The following is a 1,970-nucleotide window of genomic DNA, read 5'->3' as shown; positions in this document are numbered from 1 at the left end:
CACCTTTTCAAATTTACATTTATGCATAAGGTTAGTGAAAAAGGTAAAGATCAGAAGACGTCCTATATACTCTCCTATACACCTACGCGATCCAATTCCAAATGGATAGAACTTATCAAGAAGGTTTTTTCTCAGTTTGCCATTTTCATCCAAAAACCGATAAGGGTTAAATTGTTCAGGTTCTTCCCAAAAGCGTTCATCACGGGTCAGACTATAGTAATTGATAAGCAAGGGAGTATTTTGGGGAATAAAATAACCCTCTAAGGTAACGTCAGTAGTGGTAGCGTAGACGAAGGCAGGTATAGTATTAGTAGAGGAATGGCGAAAAATTTCGTTGATGCAAGCTTCTGTGAATGGCAATTTGCCACGATGTTCTAAGCTAGGTTGTTGTTCTCTGCCAACTACTTCATCGAGTTCTTTATGAATAGCAGCCTGAATAGCTGGGTAGGTAATCATGTAAAGCAAAGCCCACCGCAACATAAGATTAGGAAGTTCTGTACCTGCTCCTACAAACTGTATCAATGATCCATTGACAATGTCATTTTCGCTCAACCGAAGGTCGTTTCGATCTGACTCAGTTAGTTCGCTGCTAGCTTTAAAAAACGCATCTGTAATGTCCCGCAAATTTTCTGGGTCGAAGGACTCTTGATGCTGCTTTAAGTTTTTTAAAAGATAGCGTTCTATTGTGGCTCCCGTCTTGACAAAATTTCGTAATGATTTCCAGCAAGAGATCATCAATATTGGTCGCCAAATTGTAGGTATGATTGCTAACTTTGTAAGATTTGCAGCACCTTTGTTAAGATTGATTATACTACGAGCAGTTGCAATAAAATCAGTATCCTTTTCAGGAGTATCAAGACTGCCTCTTTTGTTAAACAAAAGCCTTTGAATAAAACTTAAGGTACCTAGAGGTAGATATAAATTAGGGTCAAAAGGTTGACTACTAGAGTTTACAAAGATATTTGCCAAGTCTACTGCTTCTTCGAGTGCCCAATTTTCAAGAATACCTGACTTGCTTACCACAAAGGTATGCATGACTTGACTTACAATGCTACGGTGTTTTCTCCATCTCTCGCCACTCTTCATTTCCAGGAAGTGGCATTGAGGTGGTTGCTGATAAAGGTTAAAATCTGCCCTAGCGTTAAAACTATCCTGCTGCTTCACTAAAGCTTCTTTGATAGTCTCAAGCCCATTAAGTACAACTAATGTTCTGGCACCTACATGAATTTGAAAAATATTACCGTACTTTTTGGCTAGTTGACTCAATGCCACATGTAAGTGCTTACTCAGAAAGGGTGACATACCAACAAAAGGGAACTTAGGCAGTCCCGGAGGAGCAATTTTGTTTATCTTGTCTACTTGTATAGAGACTGATTGTTGCGAAACCATGGCTATTTTCCAAATAAAATGGTGAAAAATATTACAAATAAAACTATTCTTTTCTAATACCAATTTGCGTTCAAAAGTGTAATTTAGAGATTTTGATTTTTTAGTTCAATCAATAACTATAAACATTTGATAGTTACAGTTTGGAACGCAGTTTAGTATAAGGAGGTGAAGACCTCGTCGTTCACAAAAATTCTGAGTGAATCACGAGTCTTTTCCTCTAGTCGGTAATTTCCAACAGGGTAAAAAAATCGGATTTATCCGTGGGGTCAATACAAAATCAGATGACTATTATCATTAAGTTTTCTATGTCTTTGATCACTACTTAATGATTTCTCGCTAGCCATTTACAATTCAAAGCCTAGAAACTAGAAGCGAGGTTTTACTATAACTCTGTACTTTTCTGGAACCAAGAAGGCTCCTGGTATAGATTCAAAACTCAATTTCTCTCCAGGCACCTTTTCAAATTTACATTTATGCATAAGGTTAGTGAAAAAGGTAAAGATCAGAAGACGTCCTATATACTCTCCTATACACCTACGCGATCCAATTCCAAATGGATAGAACTTATCAAGAAGGTTTTT

The 1,970-nt window shown here is 37.4% G+C and carries 2 protein-coding genes; both read right to left on the bottom strand.

Annotation, left to right across the window (positions count from 1 at the left end; genetic code table 11):
• On the bottom strand, window positions 1–1,389 hold a 1,389-nt coding region (locus ACE1AT_RS22225; protein ID WP_374872279.1), incomplete at its 3' end, for a cytochrome P450.
• Between the two features lie 365 nt (window positions 1,390–1,754).
• On the bottom strand, window positions 1,755–1,970 hold a 216-nt coding region (locus tag ACE1AT_RS22220; RefSeq protein WP_374872277.1), incomplete at its 5' end, for a cytochrome P450.

The sequence above is a fragment of the Pelatocladus sp. BLCC-F211 genome, assembly GCF_041928655.1.
GTDB lineage: Bacteria > Cyanobacteriota > Cyanobacteriia > Cyanobacteriales > Nostocaceae > Pelatocladus.
Note: the sequence above shows the minus strand (reverse complement) of the source record. Positions and strands in the feature narration are given on the sequence as shown.